At 72.8% G+C, this 24,813-nt stretch carries 20 protein-coding genes; 15 read left to right on the forward strand and 5 right to left on the reverse strand.

Translation table 11 applies throughout. The features are described 5' to 3' along the window. Window positions 1–39: 39 nt before the first annotated feature. Both CP977_RS24425 and CP977_RS24430 read right to left on the reverse strand, forming a co-directional pair. Window positions 40–759 (reverse strand): hypothetical protein, encoded by a 720-nt coding sequence (locus CP977_RS24425; RefSeq protein WP_152370807.1) that lies wholly within the window; start codon window positions 757–759, stop codon window positions 40–42. Further along, entirely contained in the window at window positions 756–1,097 is a 342-nt protein-coding gene (locus CP977_RS24430) for a PadR family transcriptional regulator (protein WP_062752072.1), read from the reverse strand. The genes CP977_RS24425 and CP977_RS24430 overlap by 4 nt, the downstream gene beginning before the upstream one ends. A 387-nt stretch (window positions 1,098–1,484) precedes the next feature. On the opposite strand from CP977_RS24430, the gene CP977_RS34200 reads away from it, so the two are divergent. The 3 genes from CP977_RS34200 (at window position 1,485) to CP977_RS24440 (ending at window position 4,117) form a co-directional block, all read left to right on the forward strand. Then, window positions 1,485–1,625, forward strand: coding sequence for a hypothetical protein (locus tag CP977_RS34200; protein WP_167308891.1), 141 nt, complete (start codon window positions 1,485–1,487; stop codon window positions 1,623–1,625). Between the two features lie 82 nt (window positions 1,626–1,707). Beyond that, window positions 1,708–2,748, forward strand: coding sequence for a 3-isopropylmalate dehydrogenase (locus CP977_RS24435; RefSeq protein WP_062752071.1), 1,041 nt, complete (start codon window positions 1,708–1,710; stop codon window positions 2,746–2,748). 262 nt (window positions 2,749–3,010) lie between these two features. Then, on the forward strand, window positions 3,011–4,117 hold the full coding sequence (locus CP977_RS24440; protein WP_109185445.1) for a branched-chain amino acid aminotransferase: 1,107 nt from the start codon (window positions 3,011–3,013) through the stop codon (window positions 4,115–4,117). A 3-nt stretch (window positions 4,118–4,120) separates the two neighbouring features. On the opposite strand, the gene CP977_RS24445 is transcribed toward CP977_RS24440, so the two are convergent. Then, window positions 4,121–5,545 (reverse strand): cytosine permease, encoded by a 1,425-nt coding sequence (locus tag CP977_RS24445; protein ID WP_152370808.1) that lies wholly within the window; start codon window positions 5,543–5,545, stop codon window positions 4,121–4,123. Window positions 5,546–5,692: 147 nt separating this feature from the next. Between CP977_RS24445 and ureA the strand changes: the two genes are divergently transcribed. The 8 genes from ureA to CP977_RS24490 all read left to right on the forward strand — a co-directional run bounded on the left by ureA (window position 5,693) and on the right by CP977_RS24490 (window position 14,969). After that, complete coding sequence (gene ureA / locus CP977_RS24450; RefSeq protein ID WP_152370809.1) at window positions 5,693–6,397, forward strand: urease subunit gamma; 705 nt, start codon at window positions 5,693–5,695, stop codon at window positions 6,395–6,397. Next, window positions 6,397–8,079, forward strand: a complete 1,683-nt coding sequence (locus tag CP977_RS24455) for an urease subunit alpha (RefSeq protein ID WP_109185447.1) — start codon at window positions 6,397–6,399, stop codon at window positions 8,077–8,079. Before ureA ends, CP977_RS24455 begins: the two co-directional genes overlap by 1 nt. A 12-nt stretch (window positions 8,080–8,091) precedes the next feature. Continuing rightward, on the forward strand, window positions 8,092–9,108 hold the full coding sequence (locus tag CP977_RS24460; RefSeq protein ID WP_062752067.1) for an agmatine deiminase family protein: 1,017 nt from the start codon (window positions 8,092–8,094) through the stop codon (window positions 9,106–9,108). Window positions 9,109–9,151: 43 nt separating this feature from the next. Next, window positions 9,152–9,592, forward strand: a complete 441-nt coding sequence (locus tag CP977_RS24465) for a hypothetical protein (RefSeq protein WP_062752066.1) — start codon at window positions 9,152–9,154, stop codon at window positions 9,590–9,592. Window positions 9,593–9,685: 93 nt separating this feature from the next. Next, complete coding sequence (locus CP977_RS24470; protein ID WP_208420764.1) at window positions 9,686–10,231, forward strand: TetR/AcrR family transcriptional regulator; 546 nt, start codon at window positions 9,686–9,688, stop codon at window positions 10,229–10,231. A gap of 75 nt (window positions 10,232–10,306) precedes the next feature. Then, window positions 10,307–11,641, forward strand: coding sequence for an MFS transporter (locus CP977_RS24475; protein WP_062752064.1), 1,335 nt, complete (start codon window positions 10,307–10,309; stop codon window positions 11,639–11,641). 282 nt (window positions 11,642–11,923) lie between these two features. After that, entirely contained in the window at window positions 11,924–13,540 is a 1,617-nt protein-coding gene (gene cimA / locus CP977_RS24485) for a citramalate synthase (RefSeq protein ID WP_062752063.1), read from the forward strand. 79 nt (window positions 13,541–13,619) lie between these two features. Then, complete coding sequence (locus CP977_RS24490) at window positions 13,620–14,969, forward strand: hypothetical protein (protein WP_152370810.1); 1,350 nt, start codon at window positions 13,620–13,622, stop codon at window positions 14,967–14,969. 8 nt (window positions 14,970–14,977) lie between these two features. Here CP977_RS24490 and dnaN read toward each other — a convergent pair whose 3' ends face one another. Further along, entirely contained in the window at window positions 14,978–16,081 is a 1,104-nt protein-coding gene (dnaN, locus tag CP977_RS24495) for a DNA polymerase III subunit beta (protein ID WP_062756846.1), read from the reverse strand. A gap of 184 nt (window positions 16,082–16,265) precedes the next feature. Here dnaN and CP977_RS24500 point away from each other — a divergent pair, with 184 nt between their 5' ends. Further along, complete coding sequence (locus tag CP977_RS24500) at window positions 16,266–17,429, forward strand: serine hydrolase domain-containing protein (protein ID WP_152370811.1); 1,164 nt, start codon at window positions 16,266–16,268, stop codon at window positions 17,427–17,429. Between the two features lie 101 nt (window positions 17,430–17,530). Here CP977_RS24500 and CP977_RS24505 read toward each other — a convergent pair whose 3' ends face one another. Next, entirely contained in the window at window positions 17,531–18,142 is a 612-nt protein-coding gene (locus tag CP977_RS24505; protein ID WP_152370812.1) for a YceI family protein, read from the reverse strand. Between the two features lie 280 nt (window positions 18,143–18,422). Here CP977_RS24505 and CP977_RS24510 point away from each other — a divergent pair, with 280 nt between their 5' ends. The 3 genes from CP977_RS24510 to CP977_RS24520 all read left to right on the forward strand — a co-directional run bounded on the left by CP977_RS24510 (window position 18,423) and on the right by CP977_RS24520 (window position 24,806). Continuing rightward, window positions 18,423–18,932: a hypothetical protein gene (locus tag CP977_RS24510; protein WP_062752059.1), complete on the forward strand. Its 510-nt coding sequence runs from the start codon at window positions 18,423–18,425 to the stop codon at window positions 18,930–18,932. Window positions 18,933–19,088: 156 nt separating this feature from the next. Continuing rightward, the gene (locus CP977_RS24515) at window positions 19,089–22,964 is read left to right on the forward strand and encodes an endo-alpha-N-acetylgalactosaminidase family protein (protein WP_152370813.1); all 3,876 of its coding nucleotides are present in this window, start codon (window positions 19,089–19,091) and stop codon (window positions 22,962–22,964) included. A gap of 258 nt (window positions 22,965–23,222) precedes the next feature. Next, entirely contained in the window at window positions 23,223–24,806 is a 1,584-nt protein-coding gene (locus tag CP977_RS24520) for an acyl-CoA carboxylase subunit beta (protein ID WP_079131015.1), read from the forward strand. Window positions 24,807–24,813 lie beyond the last annotated feature (7 nt).

Genomic DNA, 24,813 nt, shown 5'->3' on the forward strand with positions numbered 1-24,813 from the left:
GTGCGCGGTGTGCGCTGCCCGCTCGGTGCGTGCGGGCGTTCAGCTCTTCCCGGTCGTCCCCGCGCCCCCCGGCACCGCCTCCCGCCTCGCCATGACCGCCGTCGTGACGGCCCAGCCGACCCCCATGAGCACCATCGCGTATCCCGGCGGGCCGAGGGCGACGAAGGCGGTCGCCGCCAGTACCGTCCAGACGGCGAGCGCCGCCTTCCCGCGCCGGCTCAGGAACAGCCACTGCGCGGGCGGCGGCGGCACGGAGGCCGGGGTCCCCGCAGGGCCCGCGGTCGCCGCCTTCGGGCGCTTGAAGTAGCCGTACGTCAGCCACTCGCCGCACGGCTCCCAGCCCTCCGGCTCCAGCTCGTCCAGGACCTGCGCGCGACGGCGGTCCGTGATCACCTCGCGCCGGTACTCCCAGGCGAGCTCGGCCCCCGGCACCCGGCGGCAGACGAAGCGGCCGATCGCGTCCAGGGACTCGACCTCCCACCCCTGGTCCCCGTGGACGGCCAGCATTTGGCGGTCGTTGAAGAGGTCGGCGGTCCACGTCCAGTGCTCCGCCGACCCGTCCGGCTCCCCGGGGGCCGGGGCGAGTCCGCCGAGCCGGGCCGCGAACCGGGCGGCGGGCCCGAACTCCTCCTCCGGCGCGGTTCCCGTCTCCGCGAGGTGCCCGCGCAGTTCGGCGACGGTCCGCCCGATCTGCTCCTCGGGCACGTCCGCCGCGCGCAGTGCGCCCGCCAGTTCCTCGAAGTAGGCGTCGGTCGTCATGGTGCCGTCCCCCCTGTGCGCAGTTGCGTCCGTACGGCCCGGTGGAACTCCTCCCAGGCCGCGCCCTCGGCCGCCAGGTGCTCCCGGCCCGGCCCGGTGAGCCGGTAGTAGCGGCGGCCCGGCCCGCGCTCGGCGGCGCGGAACTCGGCCTCCACCAGACCGGCCTCCTCCAGGCGGTTCAGTACGGGATAGAGCGTCCCGCCCTTGATCTCGCCCAGGCCCGCCCCGGCGAGCGCCTTCGCGATCTCGTACCCGTAGCTCTCGCCGTCGGTCAGGCAGGAGAGGACGAGCAGGTCGAGGACTCCCTTGAGCCAGCTGGATCTGCGGTCTGCGGCCATGAACGCATTCCATCACTACCTAAGTAGGAAAGCAATCTAGGTGGGTGTGCCGAGTCGGGTGGTGGCGAGCGTCTTTCCCGGGAGCCGCGGGCCGTCGTCGGGTGACCCTCGGTGCCCCGCCGTCTCAGATAGTAGGAAGTCCGAGTAATTGTGGAGACAGATGCGGCACCCTGCCCTAGCTTTGTAGGAGCCGAACGTCTCGCCCCATCGGCGAATGGCGGTCGTGAGTGCGACGCCCCGTGCAGGCAACCCCTGCGGCGGCGCTCCCCGCCCCTTCCGGCACCTTCGATCACCACTGGTCCCCGCGCGCCGCCGACCGTCACCGGTCCGCGTGCGTCGCCGGCCCCCGCACGTCGGATCACCACTGATCTCTAGGAGTCGATCCCCATGGCCCCCACCGCCACCCAGGCCGCCCGCCGCGTCCGCCACTCCGCCGCCCGTCCCGCCGACGAGGCCCGCCAGAACGCCGCCGCCGCCCTCCAGCGCGCCCTCGACCGCCGCGACAACGGCGGCTCCACCGGCCACTGATCCACGCCGTTCCCCCCTCGGACGTTCGTCCACATGGTGGACGTAACGTGTCAGACGATGGGACGACCAGTAGGGTGCCGACATGTCTCACAGCATCGATCTCGCAGTCATCCCCGGCGACGGCATCGGCCAGGAGGTCGTGGCCCAGGGCCTCAAGGTCCTCTCGGCCGTCCTTCCCCAGGACGTGAAGCTGGAGACCGAGGAGTACGACTTCGGCGCCAAGCGCTACCACGCCACCGGTGAGACCCTCACCGACGCCGACCTGGACTCCCTCAAGAAGCACGACGCCATCCTGCTGGGCGCCATCGGCGACCCGTCGGTGCCCTCCGGCGTCCTGGAGCGCGGCTTCCTCCTGAAGCTCCGCTTCGCCTTCGACCACCACGTGAACCTGCGCCCCTCGAAGCTGCTCCCCGGCGTCGCGACCCCGCTCGCCGGGCAGCCCGAGATCGACTTCGTCGTGGTCCGCGAGGGCACCGAGGGCCCGTACACGGGCAACGGCGGCACCATCCGCAAGGGCACCCCGCACGAGGTCGCCACCGAGGTCTCGGTCAACACCGCCTTCGGCGTCGAGCGCGTGGTCCGGGACGCCTTCGCCCGCGCCCAGGCCCGCCCGCGCAAGAAGCTCACGCTGGTCCACAAGAACAACGTGCTGACCTTCGCCGGCCACCTCTGGACGGACACCTTCACCCGTGTGGCCGCCGAGTTCCCCGAGGTCACCACCGACTACCTGCACGTCGACGCCGCGACGATCTTCCTCGTCACCGACCCGGCCCGCTTCGACGTGATCGTCACCGACAACCTCTTCGGCGACATCATCACCGACCTCGCCGCGGCCGTCTCCGGCGGCATCGGCGTCGCCGCCTCGGGCAACATCAACCCGAGCGGCGAGTTCCCGTCCATGTTCGAGCCGGTCCACGGCTCCGCGCCGGACATCGCGGGCCAGGGCAAGGCCGACCCCACGGCCACCGTCCTCTCCGTCGCCCTCCTGCTGCGCCACCTCGGCTACGAGGCCGAGGCCGTCCGGGTCGAGGAGGCCGTCGCGGCCGACCTCACCGAGCGGGGCGACAGCGTCCGCACCACGGACGAGATCGGCGACGCGCTCGCCGCGCGAGTAGCGAGCTGACCCGCGCCGACTGACACACGACATCAGCCGCCGGGTCGCACTGCGCCCGGCGGCTGTCCCATGCGCGGCCGCGGGGTGCGCACCCGAAAGAACCCCGGACCGCGCCCGCCTGTTTCACGCACCGGTCCCCGCGCGCGATAATCGAACGCGGGGCCGCCGTATGCGGGCATCGTCGGACGTCCACTCCGTCAGGGACGAGCCGTCTCCGACAGTGGCGTACGCGCGCGGTCCTCTCCCCACGACCGGTGAAGGACACGCACTCATGACGACGCCCACGATCGAGCTCAAGCCCTCCTCCAGCCCGCTGTCCGACGCGGAGCGCGAGGCGATCCTGGCCAACCCGGGATTCGGCCGCCACTTCACCGACCACATGGTCACCATCCGGTGGACCGAGGGTCGCGGGTGGCACGACGCCCAGCTCGTCCCGTACGGACCGCTCGCGCTCGACCCGGCCACCAACGTCCTGCACTACGCGCAGGAGATCTTCGAGGGCCTGAAGGCCTACCGCCGCCCCGACGGCTCGGTCGCCAGCTTCCGCCCCGACGCCAACGCCCGCCGCTTCCAGGCCTCCGCCCGCCGCCTGGCCATGCCCGAGCTGCCCGTCGAGACCTTCGTCGAGGCCTGCGACGTCCTCGTCCGGCACGACAAGGCGTGGGTCCCGGAGCACGGCGGCGAGGCCTCGCTCTACCTGCGCCCGTTCATGATCGCGACCGAGGTCGGCCTGGGCGTCCGCCCGGCGAACGAGTACCTCTTCGTCGTCATCGCCTCCCCGGCCGGCCCGTACTTCCCCGGCGGCGTGAAGCCCGTCTCCATCTGGCTCTCCGAGGACCGCGTCCGCGCCGTCCCCGGCGGCGTCGGCGACGCCAAGACCGGCGGCAACTACGCGGCCTCCCTGCTCGCGCAGGCCGAGGCGGCGGCCAAGGGCTGCGACCAGGTCGCCTACCTCGACGCCGTCGAGCACAAGTGGGTCGAGGAGCTGGGCGGCATGAACCTGTACTTCGTGTACGGGGCCGAGTCCAATGAAAAGCCCAAGCTGATCACCCCCACCCTCACCGGCTCGCTGCTCGCCGGCATCACCCGCGACTCGCTGCTCAAGCTCGCCGCGGACCTGGGCCTGGAGGCCGAGGAGGGCCGCGTCTCCATCGACCAGTGGCAGGCCGACAGCGAGAACGGCACCCTGACCGAGGTCTTCGCCTGCGGCACCGCCGCCGTCATCACCCCGGTCGGCACCGTCAAGTCCGCGCGCGGCGAGTGGCGGCAGTCGGGCGGCGAGCCCGGCGAGGTCACGATGAAGCTGCGCGACGCGCTCCTCGCCCTCCAGACCGGCAAGGCCGAGGACACCCACGGCTGGATGCACGAGCTGGGATAGCCCTTACGGCTCCACCCGCAGCGGGGTCTCCGAGGCCGTCACGGTCCCGGGGGCCCCGTTCGGCGTCAGTACGGCGTACAGCGCGCCGCCCACGATCCCCGAGAGCACGAAGCTGCAGTCGATCCCGCCCGTCAGGGCGAGCAGCGGCCCCTCGTAGAGCGGCGTCGACACCGCGGCCAGGCCGACCGCCGCGCCGATCGCCCAGGAGGCGGTGGCGCGCGGGTGCCAGCCCGCCGAGAACCAGTAGACCCCGCCGCGCGAGCGGCGGTTGTAGACCTGGAGCGCCTCGGGGTCGTAGACGCCCCCGCAGCGCGCGTGCCCGATCAGGGCGATCACCGCCCACGGGGTGCCGATCGCGGTGAGCAGCAGCACGAACGAGGTCATCGCCGTCTGCGCGTCCGAGGCGAAGTGGCCGAGGAAGACGAAGGCCGTGGCCACCGCCGCGACCACGAGGGTGGCGCGCGCCCGGGTGGCCCGGGGCAGGATCGCGTCCAGGTCGAGCCCCATGGAGTACAGCATCAGACCGGCGTTGCCGACGGTGCCGGCCGTGGCCGCGACGAGCAGCGGCACCAGGTACCAGCCGGGCGAGGCGGCGACGAGCGGACCGGCGTAGTCGAGCGCCCCGTGGGCCGCGAGCGCCGTGTACGTGCCGAAGAGCTGCGGGACGAGCAGGCCCACGAGCAGGCCCAGACAGGTCGCCCGCCACACGGTCCGGGCGCTGTGCCGCTCGGGGGAGACGTACCGCGTGTAGTCGCCGAGCAGGGTGATGAAGGCGACCGGCCCGCTGAGCCCCGCCGCCACCGCAGAGAGCAGCCAGGTCGGCCAGAAGGAGCCCAGGAGGTACGGGGTGTCCGGCACCGCCGCCGTCGTGAAGTCCCCGGCGTACGCGACCAGGCCGACGGCCAGGAGCGCGGTCATGCCGACCGCGAGCGCCTTGCTCAGCCGCAGCAGCAGCCGGTAGCCGTACACCGCACCGACCACGGTGCAGGCGGCGAGCAGCGCGTAGACGACGGCGTGGGCGGCGCCGCCCGTGGGCAGGCCGGTCAGCCGGGAGAGGGTCCCCACCACGACGTCGCCGCCGATCCAGAGGGCCAGGGCGGTGTAGCCGAGCGAGAGCAGCAGCCCCACCACCGAGCCGACGAGCCGGCCGCGGACGCCGAAGAAGGCGCCGGAGGAGGTGGAGAGGTTGGTCGCGGTACGCAGGGAGATCAGCGCGAGCGGGGCGGTGACCGCGACGCCGACGAGGGTGCCGGTGACGACGGAGGTCACCGAGGCCCACAGGCCCAGGCCGAAGGAGACGGGGAGCCAGCCGAAGACGATCACCCCCAGGCAGAGGTTGGAGCCGAGCAGGATCGAGACGAGGTCGCGGGGGCCGCTGGTGCGTTCGGCCTCGGGGACGGTGTCGACTCCGCGCTGTTCTATCGGCATGGCGCCTCCTGGGGAGCTGGGAGAGGGGGCTGAGTGGACTGCTTTTGGAGTGGCGCTCAATGTGAACCGTGCCTGCACTCCGCGTCAATGCTTGGAACCGAGCGTCTCAACATTTAGAGTGATGCTCAAACAGGAGGTGTTTGGGACGTGCGACTGACTCCCACGGAACGCGACCGGCTGCTGCTCTTCGGCGCCGCCGAGCTCGCCCGGGCCCGCCGGGCCCGCGGACTGCGGCTCAACGTGCCCGAGGCGACCGCGCTCGTCGCGGACACGGTCTGCGAGGCCGCCCGCGACGGCAAGCGACTCGCCGAGGCGATCGAGGCCGCCCGCTCCGTCCTCGGCCCCGACGACGTCCTGCCCGGCGTCGCCGACGTCGTCACCGAGGTGCACGTCGAGGCCGTCTTCGACGACGGCTCCCGCCTCGCGGTCGTCTCCGACCCGATCGGCGGAGGAGGTCTCGGCCCGGACGCGCCCGGCGCGCTGCGCCCCGGTCCCGGCCACCCGGAGACCGAGCCCGCGCTCACCCTCCGCGTACGGAACACCGCGACCGTCCCCGTCAGCGTCACCTCCCACTTCCACTTCTTCGAGGTCAACCCGCGCCTGGACTTCGACCGGGCCGCCGCCTACGGCATGCGGCTCGCCATCCCCGCCGGCGCCTCCTTCCGCTTCGACCCGGGCGGCGAGGCCGAGGTCGGACTCGTGCCCATCGGCGGCGCCCGCGTCGCCATCGGCTTCGCGGGCCTGGTCGACGGCCCGCTGGACGCCCCCGGCGCCAAGGAGGAGGCCCTGCGCCGTGCGGCGGCCTGCGGCTACCTGGGGACCGGGGACCACGCGAAGGACGGAGAGAGCTGATGGACCCGTACGAGTACGCCTCCGTGCACGGCCCCCGCGCCGGCGACCGCGTCGTCCTCGGCGACTCCGGCCTCGTCGTCCGGGTCGAGTCCGACTCCCAGAGGCCGGGCGACGAGTTCCTCGCCGGCTTCGGCAAGACCGCCCGCGACGGACTCCACCTCAAGGCCGCCGCCGTCCGCGAGACCTGCGACGTCGTCATCAGCAACGTCCTGGTCATCGACGCCGTCCAGGGCATCCGCAAGGTCTCCATCGGCATCCGCGAGGGCCGGATCCACGCGATCGGCCGGGCCGGCAACCCCGACACCCTCGACGGCGTCGACGTCGTCGTCGGCACCGGCACCTCGATCGTCTCCGGCGAGGGCCTGATCGCCACCGCCGGAGCCGTCGACACCCACGTCCACCTCCTCTCGCCCCGGATCATGGAGGCCTCCCTGGCCTCCGGCGTCACCACCGTCATCGGCCAGGAGTTCGGCCCCGTCTGGGGCGTCGGCGTCAACTCGCCCTGGGCCCTCAAGCACGCCTTCAACGCCTTCGACGCCTGGCCCGTCAACATCGGCTTCCTCGCCCGCGGCTCGTCCTCCGACGGCGCGCCCCTGGTCGAGGCCCTGGCCGAGGGCGGCGCGTCCGGCTTCAAGGTCCACGAGGACATGGGCGCCCACACCCGCGCCCTCGACACCGCCCTGCGGGTCGCCGAGGAGCACGACGTGCAGGTCGCCCTGCACAGCGACGGCCTCAACGAGTGCCTGTCGGTCGAGGACACCCTGCGCGTCCTGGAGGGGCGCACGATCCACGCCTTCCACATCGAGGGCTGCGGCGGCGGGCACGTCCCCAACGTCCTCAAGATGGCGGGCGTGCCGAACGTCATCGGCTCCTCCACCAACCCCACCCTCCCGTTCGGCCGCGACGCGGTCGCCGAGCACTACGGGATGATCGTCTCCGTCCACGACCTGAAGACCGACCTGCCCGGCGACGCCGCCATGGCGCGCGACCGGATCCGGGCCGGGACCATGGGCGCGGAGGACGTCCTGCACGACCTCGGCGCGATCGGGATCACCTCCTCCGACGCGCAGGGGATGGGAAGGGCCGGCGAGACCGTACGCCGGACCTTCGCCATGGCCGGGAAGATGAAGGCCGAGCTGGGCCCCCTGGAGGGCGACGGCGCGCACGACGACAACGCGCGCGTCCTGCGCTACATGGCCAAACTCACCATCAACCCGGCGATCGCCCACGGCCTCGCGCACGAGATCGGCTCGATCGAGGCCGGCAAGCTCGCGGACATCGTGCTGTGGCGGCCCGAGTTCTTCGGCGCCAAGCCGCAGCTCGTCCTCAAGGCGGGCTTCCCCGCGTACGGGGTCGTGGGCGATCCGAACGCCGCCACCGACACCTGCGAACCGCTCGTCCTCGGCCCGCAGTTCGGCGCCCACGGCGCCACCGCCGCCGACATCTCCGTGGCGTTCGTCGCCCAGGCCGCCGTCGACCTCGGCGCCGACCGGATGCCGACCCGCCGCCGGCGCGTCGCCGTGCGCGGCACGCGCGGCATCGGCCCGGCCGACCTGCGGCTCAACTCCCGCGTCGGCGACGTCCAGGTCGACGACCGGACCGGCCTCGTCTCGCTCGACGGCTCCCCGATCCGCTCCGAGGCGGTCGAGTCCGTCTCCCTCAACCGCCTCTACTTCCTCTAGGACCCGCTGACCATGACGTACCGCATGCCCGCCGAGTGGACGCCCCACGAGCGCACCTGGATGGCCTGGCCCAGTCCCAACCCCACCTTCACCGACGCCGAGGAACTGGCCGCCGCCCGCGCCGCCTGGGCCTCGGTGGCCCGCGCCGTCCGCCGCTTCGAGCCGGTCACGATGGTCGTCGCCCCCGGCGACGCGGAGGGCGCCCGCGCGCTCCTCGGCGAGGACGTAGAGCTGGTCGAGCGCGACCTCGACGACGCCTGGATGCGGGACATCGGCCCGACCTTCGTCACGGACGGCACCGCACTGGCCGCCGTGGACTGGGTGTTCAACGGCTGGGGCGCCCAGGACTGGGCCCGCTGGGAGCACGACTCCAAGATCGCCCGCCACGTCGCGGACGTCGCGGACGTCCCCGTGCTCTCCTCCCCCCTCGTCAACGAGGGCGGCGCCATCCACGTCGACGGCGAGGGCACGGTCCTCCTCACCGACACCGTCCAGCTCGGCCCCGGCCGCAACCCCGAGTGGACCCGCGAGCAGGTCGAGGCCGAGATCCACGCCAAGCTGGGCACCACGAAGGCGATCTGGCTCCCGCACGGCCTCACCGCCGACTACGGCATGTACGGCACCCAGGGCCACGTGGACATCGTCGCCGCCTTCGCCCGCCCCGGCACGGTCCTCGTCCACAGCCAGCGGGACCCCGCCCACCCCGACTACGAGCGCTCCCGCATGCACGCGAGCATCCTGCGCGCCGCCACCGACGCCCGGGGCCGTCCCCTGGAGGTCATCGAGATCCCGGCCCCCACCGTCCTCAAGGACGAGGAGGGCGACTGGGTCGACTACTCCTACATCAACCACTACCTGTGCAACGGCGCCGTGATCCTCTGCGCCTTCGACGACCCCCACGACGAACTCGCCGCCGAGATCTTCCGCCGCCTCTTCCCGGACCGCGAGGTCGTCCCGACCGACGCCCGCACGATCTTCGCGGCCGGCGGCGGCATCCACTGCATCACCCAGCAGCAGCCGAAGGTCTGAAACCCGCTGGTGGCGCCCGCACGCCCCGTGGGAGCGTGCGGGCATGCCGATTCCGCACCCCGACGGCCGCTACGCCCTCACCACGATGTACTCCGTGCCCGACGACGCCTGGTACCTGGAGCTGGACGAGGTGGCTCGCGGCCGGACGGCGGTCACGGCGATCGTGCCCGACGAAGATCCCGCGCGGGAGCCCACCGTCTGCTTCGATCCGAACGGCGGGCACCAGGACGTCCCGTACGCGGTCATGCGCTGGTTCATGGACCGGGTGGACGAGGAGGTCCGCTCCTCCCGGGCCTGGATGGAGCTGCGTCCCGCCCTCGTCGCCGTGATCCACCGGCTCCGGCAGGAGTACCTCGGCGTCGTCGGCGACGACGACTTCCCCCTCGTCCTGGCCGAGGTGCGCGCCGAGGTCCCCGAGGGGGACCTGCCCGCCGTCCTGGAGGCCGCCTTCGGGCGGCGGCCCGACGGAACCACCATCCTGTAGAACGTACGAGTGAGTCAGAGCAGCAGCCCCCCGCCCCACCCCCGCCGCCGCAACCAGGCCGCGCCTCCCCGTGAGGAGGTGCTCGCCGCCGCCATGGGGACCATCGCCGAGCGCGGGCTCGACGGGCTCACCATGGCCGGGCTCGGGCGGCAGGTCGGGATGAGCAGCGGGCACCTGCTGTACTACTTCCGCACCAAGGACGAGCTGCTGCTCCAGACCCTGGAGTGGAGCGAGGGGCGGCTCGGGGCCCGGCGCGGCGCCCTGCTCTCCCGGCCCGGGACCGCCCGCGAGCGGCTCGACGGGTACGTGGACGTGTACGTGCCCGAGGGGCCGCGCGACCCGCACTGGACGCTCTGGCTGGAGGTCTGGAACCGCTCGCAGTACGCCGACGGCGACGCCCGCGCCCGCCAGGCCGCCATCGAGGGGGCCTGGCACCGGGACCTGGTCGCGATCCTGGCCGAGGGCGTCTCGCGCGGCGAGTTCCGGCCGGTCGACCCGGACCGGTTCGCCACCCGGATGCGCGCCCTGCTCGACGGCTTCAGCGTGCACGTCGCCGTCGGTCTCCCGGGCACGGGGAGGGGCCAAGTGCTGGAGCACGTAAGGGAGTTCGTCGAGCAGGAGTTGCTCGCGCGACCGTAATGCACGCAAGTACACAGGATCGTTGCCCCTCGCACCCTTGTTGGCCGGGCCGCCGCTCCGGCACGGTTCCTGCCCATGGGACGAGAGCAGTGGAAGAAGATCTGGGTCGGCTCCGCCGGCAACATGGTCGAGTGGTTCGACTGGTTCGTGTACGCGAGCTTCGCCACCTACTTCGCGGGGGCGTTCTTCCCCGAGGGCAACGACACCGCCAAACTCATGAACACCGCCGGCATCTTCGCCGTCGGCTTCTTCATGCGCCCGGTCGGCGGCTGGCTCCTCGGCCGCGTCGGCGACCGCAAGGGCCGCAAGGCGGCCCTCACCCTCACCGTCACCCTGATGTCCGCCTCCGCCGTCCTGATCGCGGTCGCCCCCACCTACGCGGTCGCCGGGTACGGCGGCGCCGCCGTCCTCCTGGTCGCCCGCCTCCTCCAGGGCCTCTCCGTCGGCGGCGAGTACGCGGCCAGCGCCACCTACCTCACCGAGGCCTCCGCCCCCGAGCACCGCGGCTTCGCCTCCAGCTTCCAGTACGTGTCGATGACCGCGGGCCAGGTCCTCGGCCTCGGCCTGCTCCTGGTCCTCCAGCAGACCCTCTCCGACGCGGCCCTGCACTCCTGGGGCTGGCGCATCCCCTTCGTCGTCGGCGCCCTCGGCGCGGCCGTCGTCTTCTACCTGCGCCGCACCATGCTGGAGACCGAGGTGTACGAGGAGTCCGCGGGCGACGGCGTCGAGCAGGGCCGGCAGGGCACCCTCAAGGCCCTGTGGGCGCACCGCCGCGAGGCCTTCCTCGTCGTCGCGCTCACCATGGGCGGCACCGTGGCGTACTACACGTACACCACCTACCTCACCAAGTACCTCTCCAACTCCGCCGGGCTCCCCAAGCAGACCGCCACCCTGGTCTCCTTCTGCGCCCTGATCGTCTTCGCCTGCCTCCAGCCGCTCGCCGGCCGGCTCTCCGACCGGATCGGGCGCCGCCCCCTCCTCATCACCTTCGCGGTCGGCTCCACCCTCCTCACCGTGCCGATCATGGCGATGCTCAAGCACGCGGGCTCCTTCTGGCCGGCCCTCGGCCTCTCCCTCCTCGCGCTCCTCGTCGTCACCGGCTACACCTCCATCAACGCCTGCGTGAAGGCCGAACTGTTCCCGACCGGCGTCCGCGCCCTCGGCGTCGCCCTGCCGTACGCGATCGCCAACGCGCTCTTCGGCGGCACCGCCGAGTACGTGGCCCTCTGGTTCAAGGACGCGGGCATCGAGTCGGGCTTCTCCTGGTACGTGGCCGGCTGCGCGGCCGTCTCCCTGGTCGTCTACCTCACGATGCGCGAGACCCGCGACATCGACCTCGGCCGGGTCGGCAGGAACGGCGGCGCGTCGGCCGAAGCCGGACGGAAACCGGACAGCCTGCCCGTATCGTGAGACCCCCGCCCCACGGGGCGGTCACCTGTGCCAGACTTCCGGCGTGCCTGCTACCACGATGATTATCGGCAGCGGCGCGCCGGTCCGCAGTGACCGCTGACGCGTGGAACGACCCCCACGCAGGCGGACACCGTGCCCCAGACCCGCGCGCAGACCTCTCGCACCCGCGAGGGGTTTTTTCGTTTTCCGGCCCCACCCACGCCGGAGACGGACGCGGCGCGAGAATGGGGGCAAGTGGAGCCAGACATTCCGGAGCCACATCCGACAGGAGCCATGACAGCCATGACCACGGAGAACGCCGAGGCCTCACCCCTCGACGACAGTTTCCACGTCTTCGACACGACGCTGCGCGACGGGGCGCAGCGCGAGGGCATCAACCTCACCGTCGCGGACAAGCTGACCATCGCCCGGCACCTCGACGACTTCGGCGTCGGCTTCATCGAGGGCGGCTGGCCCGGCGCCAACCCGCGCGACACGGAGTTCTTCGCCCGCGCCCGCCAGGAGATCGCGTTCAGGAACGCGCAGCTCGTCGCCTTCGGCGCCACCCGCAGGGCCGGCGGCACCGCCGCCGAGGACCCGCAGGTCAAGGCCCTCCTCGACTCCGGCGCCCCGGTCGTCACCCTGGTCGCCAAGTCGCACGACCGGCACGTCGAGCTGGCCCTGCGCACCACCCTCGAAGAGAACCTGGAGATGGTCCGCGACACCGTCTCCCACCTGCGCGAGCAGGGCCGCCGCGTCTTCGTCGACTGCGAGCACTTCTTCGACGGCTACAAGGCGAACCCGGACTACGCCAAGGCCGTCGTCCGCGCCGCCCACGAGGCCGGCGCCGACGTCGTCGTCCTCTGCGACACCAACGGCGGCATGCTCCCCGCCCAGATCCAGGCCGTCGTCACCACCGTCCTCGCCGACACCGGCGCCCGCCTCGGCATCCACGCCCAGGACGACACCGGCTGCGCCGTCGCCAACACCCTCGCCGCCGTCGACGCGGGCGCCACCCACGTCCAGTGCACCGCCAACGGCTACGGCGAGCGGGTCGGCAACGCCAACCTCTTCCCCGTCGTCGCGGCCCTGGAGCTCAAGTACGACAAGCGGGTGCTGCCCCCCGGCGCCCTCGCCGAGACGACCCGGATCTCGCACGCCATCGCCGAGGTCGTCAACCTCACCCCCTCCACCCACCAGCCGTACGTGGGCGTCTCCGCCTTCGCCCACAAGGCCGGACTGCACGCCTCCGCGATCAAGGTCGACCCCGACCTCTACCAGCACATCGACCCCGAGCTGGTCGGCAACACCATGCGGATGCTGGTCTCCGACATGGCCGGCCGCGCCTCCATCGAGCTCAAGGGCAAGGAGCTGGGCGTCGACCTGGGCGGCGACCGGGAACTCGTCTCCCGGGTCGTGGAGCGGGTCAAGGAGCGCGAACTCCAGGGCTACACGTACGAGGCCGCCGACGCCTCCTTCGAGCTGCTGCTCCGCGAGGAGGCCGAGGGCCGGGCCCGCCGCTACTTCCGTACGGAGTCCTGGCGGGCGATCGTCGAGGACCGCCCCGACGGCACCCACGCCAACGAGGCCACCGTGAAGCTCTGGGCCAAGGGCGAGCGGATCGTCGCCACCGCCGAGGGCAACGGCCCGGTCAACGCCCTCGACCGGGCGATCCGGGTCGGCCTGGAGCGGATCTACCCGCAGCTCGCCAAGTTCGAGCTGACCGACTACAAGGTCCGCATCCTGGAGGGCCGCCACGGCACCGAGTCCACCACCCGGGTCCTGGTCACCACCACCGACGGCAACGCCGAGTGGTCCACGGTCGGCGTCGGCGAGAACGTCATCGCCGCCTCCTGGCAGGCCCTGGAGGACGCCTTCACCTACGGCCTGCTGAGGGCGGGGGTCGACCCCGCCGAGTAGTCGCCTTCGGCCCTCTGTGTCCTGTTGGTCTCTTTGGTCCTCCATGTTCTGTTCGGCACCGTTCGGGTAGCGTCGTTGTATGAGGACCAGGCCGCTCGCCCGCCCCGCGGTTCTCGGCGGGTTGATACTGCTGCTGCTCCTGGTCCTGGTGCCCGCTGCGGGTGCCGGGGCCACGGGCGTGTCCGACGCGGCCGCCGCCCTGCGACGGGGCCCGGTCTACGTCGACCCCGGCGCCGCCGACCAGCTCTCGAAGGCCGACGCGGACGCCCTCGCGCGGAAGATCGAGGACGCGGACAAGCCGCTCTTCGTGGCCGTGCTGCCCGCGAACGCGCAGTTCCCGCCGCAGGGGCTCATCGACAACCTGCGGGCCCAGACCGGCGCCACCGGCCTGTACGCCGTACGGCTCGGCGACCGGTTCGACGCCGGGGTGGACCCCTCCGTGATGTCCCCGGCCGCCGTCCGGAACCTCGCCGCCTCCGTCCGGGCGCCGGACGCGGACGCCGCCACCGAGCTGAACGCCTTCGTGGACCAGGCCCTGCCCGCCATGCGCGGCTCCGCCCCCTCCTCCTGGGGCTCCGCCGGCTCCGACTCCGGAGTCCCGGTCGCCGGACTCGCCGTCCTCGGCGGCGTCGTCCTCGCGGCCGGCGCGGGCGGCTACGCCGTCGTCCGCCGCAACCGGCTCCGCAAGGAGGCCGAGGAGCGGGCCGCCCTGGAGAAGCTCCGGGTCGTCGTCGACGAGGACATCACCGCCTTCGGCGAGGAACTCGACCGCCTCGACTTCCACCCCGCCGAGCCCGGCGCCGACGACGCCATGCGCGGCGACTACGAACGCGCCCTCGACGCGTACGACAGCGCCAAGTCCCTCATGGGCTCCGCCACCCGCCCGCACGACGTGCGCGGGGTGACCGAGGCCCTGGAGGACGGCCGCTTCTCCCTCGCCGTCCTGGCCGCCCGCCGCGAGCACCGCCCGCCGCCCGAACGGCGCGCCCCCTGCTTCTTCGACCCGCGCCACGGCCCCTCCACCGAGGACCGGCTCTGGACCCCGGCCGGCGGAACCGCCCGCGAGGTCCCGGTCTGCGCCGCCGACGCGGCCCGTCTGGACGACGGCCGCGACCCGCTCGCCCGCACGGTCGACACCGACTCCGGCCGCCGCCCCTACTGGGAGGCGGGGCCCGCGTACGGCCCCTGGGCCGGCGGTTACTTCGGCGGCGGCCTGCTCCCCGGCCTCCTCATGGGCACCGTCCTCGGCTCCATGCTCTCCACCCCGGCCTACGCCTCCGAGTACGGCGGCGGCGACTTCCAGGGCGGCGACTTCTCCTCCGGCGACTTCGGATCCGGAGACTTCGGCGGCTTCGACGGAGGCGGCTTCGGGGGCGGCGGGGACTTCGGCGGGGGCGGCGGCTTCGACGGCGGGGGCGGCGGCTTCTAGACCAGGGCTCAGACCAGCGGCTTCACCGACATCAGCAGATGGCGGTGGACCGAGTCCGGGCCGCCGGTGAGCAGGGCCCGCTGGCCGGGGCCCAGGAGGTGGAAGCGGACCTCCGGGCTGTCCAGGGCGGTCAGGGCGTCCAGGAGGTAGCCGGGGTTGAAGGCGACCGTCAGGGAGTCCGCCCCGGTGAGGGAGGCCGGCAGCCGCTGGGACGCCACGTCGTCCTCGTACCCCGCCCGCAGGTGCAGCCCCTCGGAGGAGAAGGCCAGCTGGACCGGGCTGTCGCCCTCCGCGACGACCGCGACCCGCTTCACGGCCTCGGCCAGCGGGGCCCGCTCGGTGACCGCGAGGGCGTGCTCGCCGAGGGCGAAGAGCTTGTCGTGGCGGGGGAGCCGGCCGTCGAGCAGCCGGGTGGTGGTCCGCATGCCGCCGCTCTCGAAGCCCAGGGAGCCGGAGTCGAGCGCGATCCGGGCCGGACCCGCGCCGGCGAGGGAGCGGGCGATCTCGGTCAGGCGCCGGGCCGGGACGACCACGTCTGCGTCCGCCGCCTCCGCCCCGGCTCCGGGCTTCCACTCCAGGGTGCGGACGGCGTAGCGGTAGCGGTCGGTGGCGGCGAGGGTCATGACCGGCCCGTCCAGGGAGAGTCGCACCCCGGTGAGGACGGGCAGCGAGTCGTCCCGGCCCGCCGCCACCGCCACCTGGCCGACCGCCGCCGCGAAGGCGTCCCCGTCGACCAGGCCGAGCACCTCGGGCAGCGGCGGCGGGGCCGGACGGTCGTCGAGCGGCAGCAGCGAGAGGCCGAACCGGGCGTCGCCCGAGGACACCGAGAGGCGGGCGCCCTCCACGGCCAGCTCGGCGCGGCCCCGGGGGAGCACCTTGCAGATGTCGAGCAGCCGCCGGCCCAGGACCAGCGCCCGGCCCCCGGCGAGCGTCTCGGCCTCGACCTCGATCCGCGCCGAGGCCTCGTGGTCGAGCCCCGAGACGCTCAGCCCGTCCTCCGCCGCCTCCAGGAGCAGGCCCCCGAGGACGGGCATCGGGGAGCGGGCCGGCAGGACGCGCGCGGCCCAGGCCACGGCATCGGTCAACACGGCGCTGTCGATACGGAATTCCATGCCGCCGACGGTAGCGACCCGCACTGACAACGGCTCCGACCTGCGGGTCCGCCCTCGGCCGCCCCGCCGCCGACTCCGTTGTCAGTGGCGGTCGTTACCGTCGACGGAGACGACCGGTACGACTGACACGATTGACACAGCCGGGGCCACGGCCGCGGCGACGGCACGCAGGGGAAGAGGCGCGATGAACGACGTCCACGTCCACGTCCACGGCACGGTGGAGCCCGGCTTCGAGTCCGTACGGGAGGTGTTCGCCGGGATCGCCGCGGACGAGGCGCGGGACGGCGGCGCGCAGCTCGCCGTCCACCACCGCGGCCGCCTCGTCGTCGACCTCTGGGGCGGTGACGGCGTCGACGGGGACTCCCTGCTCGCCCTCTACTCCTCCTCCAAGGGCGCCATGGCCCTGGTCGTCGCCCTCCTCGTCCAGGACGGCGTCCTCGACCTCGACCGCACGGTCGCCTCCTGGTGGCCCGAGTTCGCCGCCGAGGGCAAGGGGGAGACCACCCTGCGGCAGCTGCTCGCCCACCGCGCCGGGGTGATCGGCGCGGACGACGGCCTCTCCCTGGAGGAGCTGGCCGACGACCGCAGGACCGCCGCCCGCCTCGCGGGCCGGCGCCCCTTCTGGGAGCCGGGCACCGCACACGGCTACCACGCCCTCGTCATCGGCGCCCTGGTCGGCGAGGTGGTCCTGCGGGCCACCGGCCGGACGGTCCGGGAGCTGTTCGAGGAGCGGGTCCGCGCCCCGTACGCCCTGGACTACTACCTGGGCCTGCCCGAGGAGCTGGAACCCCGCTTCCGCACGGCCCTGCCGCTGGTCCCCACCCCCGAGGAGCGGGCGTTCCTCGACGCGAACCCGATCGCGCCCGACAGTTTGGCGGCCGTCGCCTTCAACCTCCGCGCCGACCCTCCGGTGGACATGGTCGACTACGGCAACTCCCGCGCCGTGCGGGCCCGGGCGCCGCTCTCCGGCGGCGGCGTCGGCTCCGCCCGGGGCCTGTCCCGGATGTACGCGGCGATCGCGGGCGAGCTGGACGGGCGGCCCCCGCTCCTCGCCCCCGGCACCCTCGCCGAGTTCGCCCGGGTCCACTCCGAGGGCACCGACCTCGTCACGGGCTCGCGGAACGCCTTCGGGCTCGGCTTCGTCCCGCTCGCCACCCGCTACCCGTCGCTGGGCCCCGGTGCCGTCGGCCACAGCGGCGCCCCCGGCTCCCAGGCCTTCGCCGACCCGGCCGCCGGCCTCGCCTACAGCTATGCCCGCCGCCGCTTCGCCCTCATGGGAGGCCCGGGCGCCCCGGAGAACGACCGGCTGGTCCCGGCGGTGGTGGAGGCGGCGGCCAAGGCGGCCTGACACCCGCCGGGCCCGCCCCGGAAACGCCGAGCGCCCGCCGTCCACCGTGTTCCGGCGGACGGGCGGGCGCGCTCGTGCGGCCTCGCGGCCGGGGGAGGGGATCAGGCGGCGTTCTTGATCGCGGAGATGTCGAAGGTCAGCTTGACCTTGTCGCTGACCATGACGCCGCCGGCCTCCAGGGCCGCGTTCCAGGTCAGGCCCCAGTCGGAGCGCAGGATCTCGGCGGAGCCCTCGAAGCCGACGCGCTCGTTTCCGTAGACGTCCGTCGCGCTGCCGTTGAGCTCCAGGTCGATGGAGAGCGGCCGGGTGACGTCCTTGATGGTCAGGTCGCCGGTGATCCGGTACGTGTCGCCGCCCAGCTGCTCGGCCCGGGTGGAGCGGAAGGACATCAGCGGGAACCGCTCGGCGTCGAAGAAGTCGCTGCTGCGCAGGTGGTTGTCGCGGTCGGCGATGCCGGTGTCGACGGAGGCGATCCTCACGTCGATCGAGGCGGTGGAGGCGCCCGGGTCCGTCCCGTCCAGCTTCAGCGTGCCCTCGTGCTCGGCGAAGGTGCCGCGGACGTTGGTGACCATGGCGTGGCGGACGGTGAAGCCGATGCTGCTGTGGGCGGGGTCGATGGTGTACTCGCCGGTCAGGGCGGCCAGGGCCGGGTCCACCGGGAGGGTGGCGACGGCGGTGGCGGACTCGGTGTTCTTGCGGCCGAAGAGACCCATGACTGCTCCTTGCTCGGGGGCGGGCTGGACGCCCCGAATTGGTTGAACCTTCAACGAGAACGACTGTAACCCCATTCCGTTCAACATTCAACATCTTCGGAAGATGTTCACCCGGAAGCCCCCGGGAAAGCGCCGAGGCCCTCTTCCGGACGCGCGTAGAACTGCGGCACCATCTCCCTGCGCCGTACGGCACACCGGCGCCACGAGTGCCGTGCGCGCCCTCCGCACCACCTGCACCGCCGTCCCACCCCCTCACGGTCACCAGCAGGAGGAACCCCCGATGAAGCTCCGCTCCGTCCTGACCGCCCTCGCCCTCGTCCTCGGCGCGCTCTTCGCGCCCGGCGTCGGCGTCCTCGCCTCCGCCGGCGAGGCCCACGCGGTCACCAAGATCAGCCACGCCACCGCGACTTCGATGTTCCGGTCCTCCGGGATCACCTGGTCCTCGTCCGGCGGCTGCTCCAACCGCAACGTCCCGACCTGCACGTCCTTCGACCAGCTCAACCTCGCCACCGCCCAGGGCGCCCAGACCCTCAGGAGCGCCAGCGGCTGCGCCCTCAACATCACCGGCGGCACCGAGACCGGGCACGCGAGCGGCACGTACTCCCACTGGAACGGCTACAAGCTGGACTTCAGCAAGTACACCTGCCTCGGGAACTACATCAAGAACACCTTCACCTACATCGGCGTGCGCGGCGACGGAGCCCCGCAGTGGAGGTCCGGCGCGGGCAACGTCTACGCCGACGAGGGCAACCACTGGGACGTGACCTTCTACAACTGCGGCGGCTGCTGACCCCGTACGAGAACGGCCGAAGCGACCCGGCCGGGAACGACCGACGAACCCCCTTCGGAGCCCACTTGGACTAACCGAAGGGGGTTCTTGGACTGGAGGGGCCCGTGCGGCGCGATCTCGTTGACGGTGCCGCCGGGCCGGGGCCAACTAGTGCGCATGCCCCTCCCTCACTCGCCGCGAGGCCGCAGGATCCGTGCGGCCTGCGCGCTCGCCGTCGCCTCCTCCGCCGTGTTCGCCCTGGCAGGACCCGCCGACGCCCGGAGCCCGCTCGCCGGGACCGCGGCGGACGCCGCCACGGGCGCCACCGCGGACGCCGTCCTCTCCTCCCGGCAGCTCTCCGTCGCCGTCGCCCGGGACTTCCCCCGCGTCCTCTCGTACACCGACCGCGCGAGCGGAGCCCGCCTCCTCGGCAGTACGGCCCCGGTCACCCAGGTCGTCCTCAACGGCACCGCCCGCGCCGTCCGGGCCAAGGCCGACCCCGTCCTGACGCCGTCCTCCGCCGCGTACACCCTCGTCCTCCCCGACCTGCCCGGCGTCGAGATCGACGCGCGGCTGAGCGTCGAGGGCCGGACCACCACCTTCCGGATCACCGCCGTCCGCGACACCGAGGCCTTCCGGGTCGGGACCATCGACATACCCGGCCACGACCTGGTCTCCGTCGGCTCCTCGGACACCGGCGGCGCCACGACCGCCTTCACCCGCCTCGACCCGGACTCCACCCGTACCGCCGACGTCTTCGCGCGGGTCACCGACGCCACCCCGGCCGAGGCGAGCCCCGTCGGCGCGACCTACGCGATCGTCGGCACCGGCCGCCTCGCCGCCGCCGTCGAGTCCAACTCCAGCTACGACAAGCCCTCCGGCGCCTCCGCCCGCGACGGCGCCCGCTTCTGGCACCAGGCCCGCAAGAACGGCACCGAGACCCGCGTCGGCGTCTGGTCCGGCCAGTGGACCCACCGCGGCGAGGGCGCCCCGAAGCCCGAGAGCGGCGACGACCTGCCCTGGGCCAAGGTCGTCGTCACCCCCGACGCCAACGCCGACGGCACCGTCGACTGGCAGGACGGCGCCATCGCCTTCCGCACGATCGGGACCAGGGCCCCCGGCAGCGAGCGGACCCCCGGCCGGGTCGTCGCCCACATCCCGTTCAACTTCGCCTCCCAGGCCACCCACCCCTTCCTGCGCACCCTGGACGACGTCAAGCGGATCTCGCTCGCCACCGACGGACTCGGCCAGTTCGCCCTGCTCAAGGGGTACGGCTCCGAGGGCCACGACTCCGCCCACCCCGACTACGGCGGCAACTACAACGAGCGCGCCGGCGGCCTCGCCGACCTCAACACCCTCCTCAAGGAGGGCCGGAAGTGGAACGCCGGCTTCGGCGTCCACGTGAACGCCACCGAGTCGTACCCCGAGGCCGAGAACTTCAGCGAGACCCTGGTCGACAGGACCAAGCCCGGCTGGAACTGGCTCAACCAGAGCTACTACATCGACCAGCGCCGGGACATCAACAGCGGCGACCTCGCCCGCCGCTTCCAGCAGCTCCGCGACGAGACCGACCCCAACCTCTCCACGCTCTACATCGACGTCTACTACACGCACGGCTGGATCGCCGACAAGACGATGCAGGCGGTGCGGGCGCAGGGCTGGAACGTCGCCACCGAGTGGGCCGACAAGTTCGAGCGCTCCTCCCTCTGGTCCCACTGGGCCAACGACCTCGACTACGGCGGCGCCACCAACAAGGGCCTCAACTCGCAGATCATCCGCTTCATCCGCAACGGCGAGAAGGACGTCTGGAACGACCACCCGGTCCTCGGCCAGACCGCCCTGGTCGACTTCGAGGGCTGGACCGGCGAGACCGACTGGAACGCCTTCACCGCCAACGTCTGGCAGCGCAACCTCCCCGCCAAGTACCTCCAGCAGCAGAGGATCACCCGCTGGAACGGCGACGACATCACCTTCACCGGCGGCGTCCGCGGCACCGTCGAGGACGGCCGACGCACCTTCTACGAGAACGGCCGCAAGGTCCTCGACGGCGAGAAGTACCTGCTCCCCTGGGACGGCGGCAAGAAGCTCTACCACTACAACGAGTCCGGCGGCACCAGCAGTTGGCAGGTCCCGGCCGGCACCCGCTCGTACACCGTGTACCGGCTCACCGACAACGGGCGCGTGAAGACCGCCACCGTGCGGCCGGTCGGCGGGAAGGTCACCCTGGAGGCCGCCGCCGGACAGGCCTACGTCCTTTACCCCGGCAAGGCCCCCGCCCAGGCCGACCCGCAGTGGGGCCGGGGCACCCCGGTGAAGGACCCCGGCTTCAACGACGCGAAGCTCACCGCCTGGACGAAGACCGGCACCGTCGCCCGCGACACCGACGAGCAGGGCCGCACCAGCGCGAAGCTCACCGGCACCGCCGCCGCCTCGGTCGGACAGCGGATCACCGGCCTCACCCCCGGCAAGCGGTACACCGCCTCCGCCCTCATCGAGGTCGAGCCCGGCAGGACCCGCCCCACCACCCTCTCCGTCGGCGGCGCGTCCGTCACCGTCGAGCGCTCCCCGCTCCAGAACCGGATCGCCGCCTCCGACTGGAACGACACCCGCCTCCAGCGCGCCAAGGTCACCTTCACCGCACCGCGCGGCGCCACCACCCTGAGGATCGAGGCCGCGGCCGGAAGCGCCGCCGCCGTCCGGGCCGACGACGTCCGGATCGTCGCCAACGACCCCGCCACCAGGGCCGGGACCACGGTGTACGAGGACTTCGAGGCCGTCGACCAGGGCTGGGGCCCCTTCCTCAAGGGCGACGCCGGCGGCACGAACGACCCGCGCACCCACATCGCCCAGCTCCATGCCCCCTACACCCAGGCCGGCTGGAACGGAAAGCTCGTGGACGACGTCATCGGCGGCGCCGAGTCCCTCAAGTCGCACGACGAGAACAGCGGCCTCGTCTACCGGACCGCGCCCTGGACCGTCCCCATGAAGGACGGACACCGGTACCGCGTCGAATACGCCTACCAGTCCAGCCACGCGGGCGCGTACGAGTGGGTCACCGGCTACGACCGCACGAGCGGCACCGGAGCGGCCGTCGAGACCCGGCGCACCCCGATCGGAGAGCAGCGGACGACCGGGCACTTCACCGAGACCGTCACGGCGGGCTGCGGCGACACCTGGACCGGTCTGCGCAAGCGCACCGACGCCCCCGACGGCGCCGACTTCGTCCTCGACGGCTTCACCGTGACCGACCTCGGCCCGGCCCCCGAGCGCGCCGCCTGCGGCACCCTCGCCGTCGCCGCGCCCGAGACCCTGGAGCCCGGCCGTCCGAACCGGGTCACCGTCACCTTCGGCAACGACGAGACCACCGGGGCCACCGGCGCGCGGGCCGTCCTCGACCTGCCGGACGGCTGGACCGCCGAACCGGCCGCGCCCGTCGACCTCGGCACGGTCGCGGCGGGCGGAAAGGCCACCGCCACCTGGCAGGTGACCCCGCCGGTGGACGCCGCCTACCGCTCGTACCCGCTGAACGCCACCCTCACGTACACCGTCGGCGGGGACGGGCGGAGGCTGACCGCCGCCGCCACCGTCCGCACCCTGCCCCCGCCGCCCACCGCCGACACCTGGGCGAGCGACCACGACTGGACCTCGGCGACCAGCGGCTGGGGACCCGTCGAGCGCGACCTCTCCAACGGCGGGACCGCCGCCGGGGACGGCTCCCCGCTGACGATCGGGGGAGTGGCGCACGCCAAGGGCCTGGGCACCCACGCCCCCGCCACCGTCCGCTACTACCTCGGCGGCCGGTGCGCCTCCTTCACCGCCGAGGTCGGCGTGGACGACACCCAGGTCGGCCGGGGCAGCGTCCGGTTCACCGTCCTCGCCGACGGTACGGAGAAGGCGAAGTCCCCGGTCCTCAAGGCCGCGGACCCCGCTTGGCCCCTCACCGCCGACGTCACCGGCGCGGCCTACGTGGACCTGGTGGTGGACGACGGCGGCGACGGCAACGGCAACGACCACGCGGACTGGGGGAGCGCCCGCTTCCACTGCGGCGGCTGACCCGTACGGCCCCTCGACGCCGGGGGGACTTGTAGGGAAGTGAAGAACGCGGGCGGCACCCCGGTACGGTGGGGTGCCGCCCGCGGACGCGCGGCCCCGGCCGAGGTCTATGTCGAACCCCTACAAACACAGGGGGTGTCCGGCTGTTGACTCGGGACGTACGGGACACGGTTCTGTTCGGCCCCGCCAGGAATCGACACGCGAGACTGTACGGAGTGGACGGCAAGGTTTTCTTGTTCGACTTCGTAGGGTCGGTACATGACCGTTGTGGACCAGATCCCGAGCGAGCCCGTCGACGCCCGCGGCCGCGTGGCCGAGCTGCACGTCCTGCGCGAGCAGGCCCTGGCGGGCCCGAGCGAGAGGGCGACCGAGGCCCAGCACGCCAAGGGCAAGCTGACGGCGCGCGAGCGCATCGAGCTCCTGCTCGACCCTGGTTCCTTCAACGAGGTCGAGCAGCTGCGCCGGCACCGCGCGCAGGGCTTCGGCCTGGAGGCCAGGAAGCCGTACACCGACGGCGTCATCACCGGCTGGGGCACGGTCGACGGCCGCACGGTCTTCGTCTACGCGCACGACTTCCGGATCTTCGGCGGCGCCCTCGGCGAGGCCCACGCCACCAAGATCCACAAGATCATGGACATGGCCATCGCGGCCGGTGCCCCGCTGGTCTCCCTGAACGACGGCGCCGGAGCCCGCATCCAGGAGGGCGTCTCCGCCCTCGCCGGCTACGGCGGCATCTTCCAGCGCAACACCCGCGCGAGCGGCGTCATCCCGCAGATCTCCGTGATGCTCGGCCCCTGCGCGGGCGGCGCGGCCTACAGCCCCGCCCTGACCGACTTCGTCTTCATGGTCCGCGAGACCTCGCAGATGTTCATCACAGGCCCGGACGTCGTCAAGGCGGTCACCGGCGAGGAGATCACCCAGAACGGCCTCGGCGGCGCCGACGTCCACGCCGGCACCAGCGGCGTGGCGCACTTCGCGTACGACGACGAGGAGACCTGCATCGCGGAGGTCCGCTACCTCCTGTCGATGCTCCCGCAGAACAACCGCGAGAACCCCCCGGCCGTCCCCTCCGAGGACCCGGCCGACCGCCGCTCCGACGTCCTGCTCGACCTGGTCCCCGCCGACGGCAACCGCCCGTACGACATGCACAAGGTCATCGAGGAGCTCGTCGACGACGGCGACTACCTGGAGGTCCACGAGCGCTGGGCCCGCAACATCATCTGCGCCCTGGCCCGCCTGGACGGCCAGGTCGTCGGCATCGTCGCCAACCAGCCGCAGACCCTCGCCGGCGTCCTGGACATCGAGGCCTCCGAGAAGGCCGCCCGGTTCGTGCAGATGTGCGACGCCTTCAACATCCCGATCATCACCCTTCTGGACGTCCCCGGCTTCCTTCCCGGGGTGGACCAGGAGCACGGTGGGATCATCCGGCACGGCGCCAAGCTCCTCTACGCCTACTGCAACGCGACCGTGCCCCGGATCAGCCTGATCCTGCGCAAGGCGTACGGCGGCGCCTACATCGTGATGGACTCCCAGTCCATCGGCGCCGACCTGACGTACGCCTGGCCCACCAACGAGATCGCGGTCATGGGCGCCGAGGGCGCCGCCAACGTGATCTTCCGCAAGCAGATCGCGGAGGCCGAGGACCCCGAGGCCATGCGCACCCGCATGGTCAAGGAGTACAAGGCCGAGCTGATGCACCCGTACTACGCCGCGGAGCGCGGTCTGGTCGACGACGTCATCGACCCCGCCGACACCCGCCAGGTCCTCATCCGCTCCCTGGCCATGCTCCGCACCAAGCACGCCGACCTGCCCTCCCGCAAGCACGGCAACCCGCCGCAGTAAGAGGAGC

Origin of the sequence: Streptomyces cinereoruber (assembly GCF_009299385.1) — a bacterium.
In the GTDB taxonomy this organism is placed as follows: domain Bacteria; phylum Actinomycetota; class Actinomycetes; order Streptomycetales; family Streptomycetaceae; genus Streptomyces; species Streptomyces bikiniensis.

Bases quoted from the DNA above. Each gene is read 5' to 3' on its own strand.
- CP977_RS24425 (WP_152370807.1), bottom strand. From the start codon at position 759: ATGACGACCGACGCCTACTTCGAGGAACTGGCGGGCGCACTGCGCGCG.
- CP977_RS24430 (WP_062752072.1), bottom strand. From the start codon at position 1,097: ATGGCCGCAGACCGCAGATCCAGCTGGCTCAAGGGAGTCCTCGACCTG.
- CP977_RS34200 (WP_167308891.1), top strand. From the start codon at position 1,485: ATGGCCCCCACCGCCACCCAGGCCGCCCGCCGCGTCCGCCACTCCGCC.
- CP977_RS24435 (WP_062752071.1), top strand. From the start codon at position 1,708: ATGTCTCACAGCATCGATCTCGCAGTCATCCCCGGCGACGGCATCGGC.
- CP977_RS24440 (WP_109185445.1), top strand. From the start codon at position 3,011: ATGACGACGCCCACGATCGAGCTCAAGCCCTCCTCCAGCCCGCTGTCC.
- CP977_RS24445 (WP_152370808.1), bottom strand. From the start codon at position 5,545: ATGCCGATAGAACAGCGCGGAGTCGACACCGTCCCCGAGGCCGAACGC.
- CP977_RS24455 (WP_109185447.1), top strand. From the start codon at position 6,397: ATGGACCCGTACGAGTACGCCTCCGTGCACGGCCCCCGCGCCGGCGAC.
- CP977_RS24460 (WP_062752067.1), top strand. From the start codon at position 8,092: ATGACGTACCGCATGCCCGCCGAGTGGACGCCCCACGAGCGCACCTGG.
- CP977_RS24465 (WP_062752066.1), top strand. From the start codon at position 9,152: ATGCCGATTCCGCACCCCGACGGCCGCTACGCCCTCACCACGATGTAC.
- CP977_RS24470 (WP_208420764.1), top strand. From the start codon at position 9,686: ATGGGGACCATCGCCGAGCGCGGGCTCGACGGGCTCACCATGGCCGGG.
- CP977_RS24475 (WP_062752064.1), top strand. From the start codon at position 10,307: ATGGGACGAGAGCAGTGGAAGAAGATCTGGGTCGGCTCCGCCGGCAAC.
- cimA (WP_062752063.1), top strand. From the start codon at position 11,924: ATGACCACGGAGAACGCCGAGGCCTCACCCCTCGACGACAGTTTCCAC.
- CP977_RS24490 (WP_152370810.1), top strand. From the start codon at position 13,620: ATGAGGACCAGGCCGCTCGCCCGCCCCGCGGTTCTCGGCGGGTTGATA.
- dnaN (WP_062756846.1), bottom strand. From the start codon at position 16,081: ATGGAATTCCGTATCGACAGCGCCGTGTTGACCGATGCCGTGGCCTGG.
- CP977_RS24500 (WP_152370811.1), top strand. From the start codon at position 16,266: ATGAACGACGTCCACGTCCACGTCCACGGCACGGTGGAGCCCGGCTTC.
- CP977_RS24505 (WP_152370812.1), bottom strand. From the start codon at position 18,142: ATGGGTCTCTTCGGCCGCAAGAACACCGAGTCCGCCACCGCCGTCGCC.
- CP977_RS24510 (WP_062752059.1), top strand. From the start codon at position 18,423: ATGAAGCTCCGCTCCGTCCTGACCGCCCTCGCCCTCGTCCTCGGCGCG.
- CP977_RS24515 (WP_152370813.1), top strand. From the start codon at position 19,089: ATGCCCCTCCCTCACTCGCCGCGAGGCCGCAGGATCCGTGCGGCCTGC.
- CP977_RS24520 (WP_079131015.1), top strand. From the start codon at position 23,223: ATGACCGTTGTGGACCAGATCCCGAGCGAGCCCGTCGACGCCCGCGGC.